A 5,442-nucleotide genomic window follows, 5' to 3' on the forward strand; every position below is an offset into this window, starting at 1 on the left:
CTTGGTTTAACCTTTAGTCTTGGTTGGACACCTTGTATTGGCCCGATTCTGGCTTCTGTGTTAGCGTTATCAGGCGATGAAGGATCCGCACTTTACGGTGCATCAATGATGTTTGTTTATGTACTTGGTTTAGCAACGCCTTTTGTACTGTTTTCGTTCTTATCTGACAGCTTGCTCAAACGTGCTAAAGGGTTAAATAAACACTTAGACAAATTTAAAATCGGTGGCGGAATTTTAATTATCGTGATGGGTATTTTATTAATTACGAATAATTTTTCGTAAGACATAACCTCAACAAAAGAAATCTATAAAAGGAAAAAAGCAATGAAAAAACTACTATCAATCTTTCTAATGGCATTCAGCCTAAACGCTTTCGCACAAACTAATTTGGCGGATGTGCAACTCAAAGATTTAAACAATCAGCCAGTTACTTTAAGCCAATATAAAGGCAAACCCGTGTATGTAAAAATGTGGGCATCTTGGTGTCCAATTTGCTTGGCGGGATTAGCTGAAATTGATGATTTAAGTGCGGAAAAAGATCGCAATTTTGAAGTGATTACCATTGTTTCGCCCGATCACAAAGGCGAAAAAGACACCGCTGATTTTATTGAATGGTACAAAGGATTGGAATATAAAAATATCACGGTGCTTTTAGATGAAAAAGGCGAAATCATTGACAAAGCAAGAGTGCGTGGCTATCCGTTCAATCTCTTTTTAGATAGCGATCTAAACCTGAAAAAAACCGTACCAGGACATTTAGGGGCAGAGCAAATTAAAGTTTTTGCAGGGAAATAATGATGAAAAGCGGCTTATTTTTAAGCCGCTTTTGCTATTTTTGTGATTTTAGCCATCCTAACACGCCTAATTCTGCTGCTTCTGCTATACCAATAGCTTGAGAAATCTGGGGAAACTCACTACCCATGCCAATCAAACGATTGTGCCAAAACCCATCATTATGCATCAACAACTCTGCTGACGTCCTACTAGCTGCAATGGACGATCAAGGTCTCTCACTTGAACTATCGCCCTGAACATTACCAGCGGAAGAAAATCTGTGCGTTTAGAGAGTAGTTAAAAAGCGAAATTTGATAAAAAACAAAGAATAGTTTAACTTCTTGTCTGGTTATTTACCTTGCTGAAATAATCAGGTATTTTATGACAATTTTCTTATTAAGTTATTGATACTTCATGGCAAGCATTATGAATTTAACCTTAAAAAATGGCAGTTTAGTTTATCAAAAACAAGTGCCTTCAATTTACTTTAACTCTCGCCCGAATATTGATGATATTTCGCTTTTGGTCATTCATTACATTAGCTTACCACCTGAACAATTTGGAGAGCATTTTATTGATGATTTTTTCCAAGGCAAGCTTGATCCGAATGCCCATCCCTATTTCCAAGAGATTAAAGATTTACGTGTTTCTGCCCATTGTTTGATTAACCGACAAGGTGAAATTACTCAATATGTGAATTTTAACGATATGGCGTGGCACGCGGGATTATCGAATTTTGAAGGGCGTGAAAAGTGCAATGAATTTTCGATTGGTATTGAGCTTGAAGGCTCAAACAATCAGCCCTTTACTCAATCTCAATATGAAAGCTTAGTGGCATTAACCCAAGCAATTCAGACCGCTTATCCAGCCATTAGCGATGATCGAATTACAGGACATCAACATATTTCACCTGGTCGAAAACAAGATCCTGGTCGATATTTTGCGTGGGATTATTACCGACAATTATTAAAAATAAACAAGGAATAACATAAATGACAAAAACCGTTTTAGCCTTTGATTTTGGCACTTATAGCATCGGTTGTGCCGTTGGGCAAAGCATTACAGGCACTGCACAAGGTTTGCCTTCTTTCAAAGCACAAGATGGCATTCCAAATTGGGATGTAATTGGTAAAGTCATACAAGAATGGAAACCTGATCTTTTAGTTGTTGGCCTACCGCTAAATATGGATGGTACAGAACAGCCCCTTACCCAACGAGCTAAAACATTCGCCAATCGTTTAAATGGACGTTTTAATTTACTTGTTGAATTGCAAGATGAGCGTTTAACCACGGCGGAAGCTAAATCAGAAATTTTCGCACGTGGTGGCTATAAAGCACTGAAAAAAGATAAAGTAGATTCAATTTCGGCTTGTTTAATTTTAGAAAGTTGGTTTGAAAATAATTGACAAATAAATACTTTAAAAATAAAGGAATGCTATAAATAAAAAGAATTTTTATCAAAGCATAACATGATAAAAAGCGGTTTTGAATACATTTATTTTTTTGTTATAATTGAGTAAACTTATTACATGTTTCTGAAATACTAAGAGTGGTATTATTTTACGTTTTTTCCTATTTTATTATTTTTGAAAATGTTAATAAAAACACTCCCTTTTTCTCTTAAATTAAGGAAAATCTATGAAACCAACTTTTAAGACAACAGCTCTTGCGATTTTAGTATCTTTAGGTATAACTAGCTGTGGTTCAAATTCTGATAGTTCTGCTACAGCTTCACAATCAACACCTGTTCGATCTTCTCAACTAGAAAAACGAGAAGAGCCAATTAAGTCTTCTCAGTCTGAAAAAACAGAGAAATCAGAACAATCAAGTAATCCGTCTCAACCAGAACAATCAAGTAATCCGTCTCAACCAGAACAATCAAGTAATCCGTCTCAACCAGAACAATCAAGTAATCTGTCTCAACCAGAACAATCAAGTAATCTGTCTCAACCAGAACAATCAAGTAATCTGTCTCAACCAGAACAATCAAGTAATCCGTCTCAACCAGAACAATCGAGTAATCTGTCTCAACCAGAACAGTCAAGTCAGGAAGCTCAACCAACAAAACCAACCGTGCTAGGAGCAAATGGCGATAATAGTGATTTAAACATTGTTGTTCCGCCGACTAAGCCAACAGTTAGTGTAATTACGCCAAAAGATTATGATTTTATTGCTACATCTACATTGCCTGATGGACAATGGCGTAATGTGGATTTAAATGAAGCTCGTGAATCTGATTCTGATTCTGACAAACCTTATTATATATTTAGCCTATTATCTGATGATAAGCCTTTAGGCGAAGGGATTCTTGATTTAAATACTCTTTCTAAGAATTCATTAGGTTTACACAAAGGTAAAACCACCGTAAACGGTAAAGAAAACGGTAAAGAAAACGGTAAAGAAATTGATTATGTGTTTGTTAATCAGCCTTATTCAAGTTACGGGATGGTGACAGGCAATCCGATGGCACCTGTAGCTGATCTTAATTCACTTACAACAGCTGGTTTCTATACAGGTTATATTCCAGACAAATCATTAGGTGAATATGAAAATGGCGTTCATGATATGATTATGCGTAATGATGGCAGGGTTACCTATCAAGGTTCACTCGTGGCAGCCGCATATAATGGAGATAGACTCCTTATGTCACCACGTGAAGATGGTAAGATAAAGCTTAACATTGATTTATCTAACGAATCTAAAGGTTCTCTAAGAGGGGAAATTAATAGTAAGACAATAGGGGATGTTGTGCTTGTTGGTTTCAATCCACATCATGGATCAGATGTTTCTTTTGAACGAGGAAAAGAGCAAATTGGCATCGGTGGCTATAATATTAAATATGCTGGAAAAGATTATTCTGAGGCGGTAGGTGAGCTAGATGTAAGAACATCTCCAGAAAAAACTGGAAAATTAGGCAAATTTGATAATATTGATATTGATAAATATCAAGCCGTTTTCGGTGGTCAAAAACAATAATTTTCTCTAATGGCAAAAAGGCGGAGTTACTCCGCCTTTTTTAATTTTCTGAATTATTGGGTATAGTAAACAAAATAGCTATAAAACTGTTAAAAGTTATACCTTTTAAATTATATTTGTTCTTTATGTGAAATTAAGTTTGAGATCAATCATTGCCAACTGTTTTTGCTCATCTAATAAATCCGCTTGAACTAATGGATTTTGAGCTAAATAATCTGCCTCAAACTGCAACGCCCAATCATTTTGGTCAATTTGTAATTTCAACTCTTTTGGCATCACGCTTGCTTGGCGTGAACGGTTGAATAACACCGCTAAACGAAGCAATCGCAATGAGGTTAAAATATCTTGATACTGATAACGGCTGGTACTACGTAAATCACTTTTTTTAAAGACTTTCAGATGGAAACGCATTAGTGTCGCCAATAACTCTTGCTGTTCATCATCAAATCCTGCTAGCGTTGCATTTGAAATAATATATGCCGAATGTTTGTTTACGTTATTGTGGTTAATGACGATCCCGATTTCGTGCAATAAACTTACCCATTTGATCAACTCACGAAGCTCTACTGCTTGATGGCGATTTTTCCACGTTTTCACTTGGTCAAACAGCGAAAGTGCTGTATGTTCAACGCGGTGAGCTTGAGCTTTATCAATATTGAATTGAATGGCTAACGCCTGTGCAGTACGTTGGCGAATGTCGTCCACTTGGAAATATTTTTCCAAGCCGTACATCAATCCTTCACGTAATGCTCCATCGGAATAACGCATACTTTCAATTTTGAACGTGTGGAATAATGCCAATAAAATCGCCAAACCTGGCACAAGCACATCAGCTCGTTCTTCAATCAAACCTTTAAGCTGAATTTCTTTTAGTGAATCAAATTTTAGGCAGGCTTGAATAATGTTTTTTAAGCGTTTTTCGGTAATCAAACCATCACGAAAACCGTTTGAAATTAACACTTTAGAAACGGTTTTGATTGTGCCAGATGATCCCAACACATGTTGCCATCCAAGTGAACAATATTCGGTTTCTAAATCTTCTAATTTTTCCATCGCCAGCTGATACGCTGATTGAAAGCGTGCTTCGCTTAGCTTTCCTTGAGGGAAAAAGCGCTTAGCAAAACTCACACAGCCCATATGTCGGCTTTCGGCACGAATGGGCGTGAAATCATCACCAATGGTCATTTCAGTTGAACCACCACCAATATCCACCACTAATTTTCTGCCTTTTTCAGGTTGGGTATGGCTGACGCCTGAATAGATAAGACGAGCTTCATCTTGCCCTGAAATAATTTGAATAGGGAAAGGAAATACAGCTTGAGCCTGTTTCAAAAACTCATTATTGTTTAATGCACGACGGAGGGTATAAGTGCCGACTACTTTCACATTTTCAGCTGAAAAACCTTGCAAGCGATCTGCAAAAAGCGATAAACAAGCCAGTCCGCGATCCATTGCGTCTTGATTTAAAATACGATTTTCATCTAATCCATCTGCTAGTCGAACACGGCGTTTTAAGCGAGAGAGCACTTGAATTGAACCGTTTACAATTCGAGCGACAATCATATGAAAGCTATTCGAACCAAGATCGATAGCAGCAAATTCGCGAGGCTGTTCGGCTGGAGTTCGGGTTTCCACAGGCATTAAACTTTCCTTAAAAGGTCAAAATATGAAAATATAGAAAATGGTTTGATT

At 37.0% G+C, this 5,442-nt stretch carries 7 protein-coding genes; 5 read left to right on the forward strand and 2 right to left on the reverse strand.

The features are described 5' to 3' along the window. The coding region (locus KH943_RS09045) for a cytochrome c biogenesis protein CcdA (protein ID WP_304110173.1) at positions 1-282 on the forward strand (282 nt) is incomplete at its 5' end. A 42-nt stretch (positions 283-324) separates the two neighbouring features. After that, positions 325-795, forward strand: coding sequence for a redoxin domain-containing protein (locus KH943_RS09050; RefSeq protein ID WP_005631815.1), 471 nt, complete (start codon positions 325-327; stop codon positions 793-795). Between the two features lie 34 nt (positions 796-829). Here KH943_RS09050 and KH943_RS09055 read toward each other — a convergent pair whose 3' ends face one another. Then, the gene (locus tag KH943_RS09055) at positions 830-961 is read right to left on the reverse strand and encodes a hypothetical protein (RefSeq protein WP_304110291.1); all 132 of its coding nucleotides are present in this window, start codon (positions 959-961) and stop codon (positions 830-832) included. Between the two features lie 239 nt (positions 962-1,200). Here KH943_RS09055 and ampD point away from each other — a divergent pair, with 239 nt between their 5' ends. The 3 genes from ampD to KH943_RS09070 all read left to right on the forward strand — a co-directional run bounded on the left by ampD (position 1,201) and on the right by KH943_RS09070 (position 3,750). Then, positions 1,201-1,761, forward strand: coding sequence for a 1,6-anhydro-N-acetylmuramyl-L-alanine amidase AmpD (ampD, locus tag KH943_RS09060; protein ID WP_304110292.1), 561 nt, complete (start codon positions 1,201-1,203; stop codon positions 1,759-1,761). 5 nt (positions 1,762-1,766) lie between these two features. Next, positions 1,767-2,180, forward strand: coding sequence for a Holliday junction resolvase RuvX (gene ruvX, locus KH943_RS09065; protein WP_304110293.1), 414 nt, complete (start codon positions 1,767-1,769; stop codon positions 2,178-2,180). A gap of 232 nt (positions 2,181-2,412) precedes the next feature. Next, positions 2,413-3,750 carry a hypothetical protein gene (locus KH943_RS09070; protein WP_304110294.1) on the forward strand — a complete coding sequence of 446 codons (1,338 nt, stop codon included), beginning with the start codon at positions 2,413-2,415 and terminating at the stop codon, positions 3,748-3,750. A gap of 123 nt (positions 3,751-3,873) precedes the next feature. On the opposite strand, the gene ppx is transcribed toward KH943_RS09070, so the two are convergent. Then, positions 3,874-5,391: an exopolyphosphatase gene (gene ppx, locus KH943_RS09075; protein ID WP_304110295.1), complete on the reverse strand. Its 1,518-nt coding sequence runs from the start codon at positions 5,389-5,391 to the stop codon at positions 3,874-3,876. Between the last annotated feature and the right edge of the window lie 51 nt (positions 5,392-5,442).

Source organism: Haemophilus parahaemolyticus (assembly GCF_018373095.1).
Lineage (GTDB): Bacteria > Pseudomonadota > Gammaproteobacteria > Enterobacterales > Pasteurellaceae > Haemophilus_A > Haemophilus_A parahaemolyticus_A.

Bases quoted from the DNA above. Each gene is read 5' to 3' on its own strand.
- KH943_RS09050 (WP_005631815.1), top strand. From the start codon at position 325: ATGAAAAAACTACTATCAATCTTTCTAATGGCATTCAGCCTAAACGCT.
- KH943_RS09055 (WP_304110291.1), bottom strand. From the start codon at position 961: ATGCATAATGATGGGTTTTGGCACAATCGTTTGATTGGCATGGGTAGT.
- ampD (WP_304110292.1), top strand. From the start codon at position 1,201: ATGAATTTAACCTTAAAAAATGGCAGTTTAGTTTATCAAAAACAAGTG.
- ruvX (WP_304110293.1), top strand. From the start codon at position 1,767: ATGACAAAAACCGTTTTAGCCTTTGATTTTGGCACTTATAGCATCGGT.
- KH943_RS09070 (WP_304110294.1), top strand. From the start codon at position 2,413: ATGAAACCAACTTTTAAGACAACAGCTCTTGCGATTTTAGTATCTTTA.
- ppx (WP_304110295.1), bottom strand. From the start codon at position 5,391: ATGCCTGTGGAAACCCGAACTCCAGCCGAACAGCCTCGCGAATTTGCT.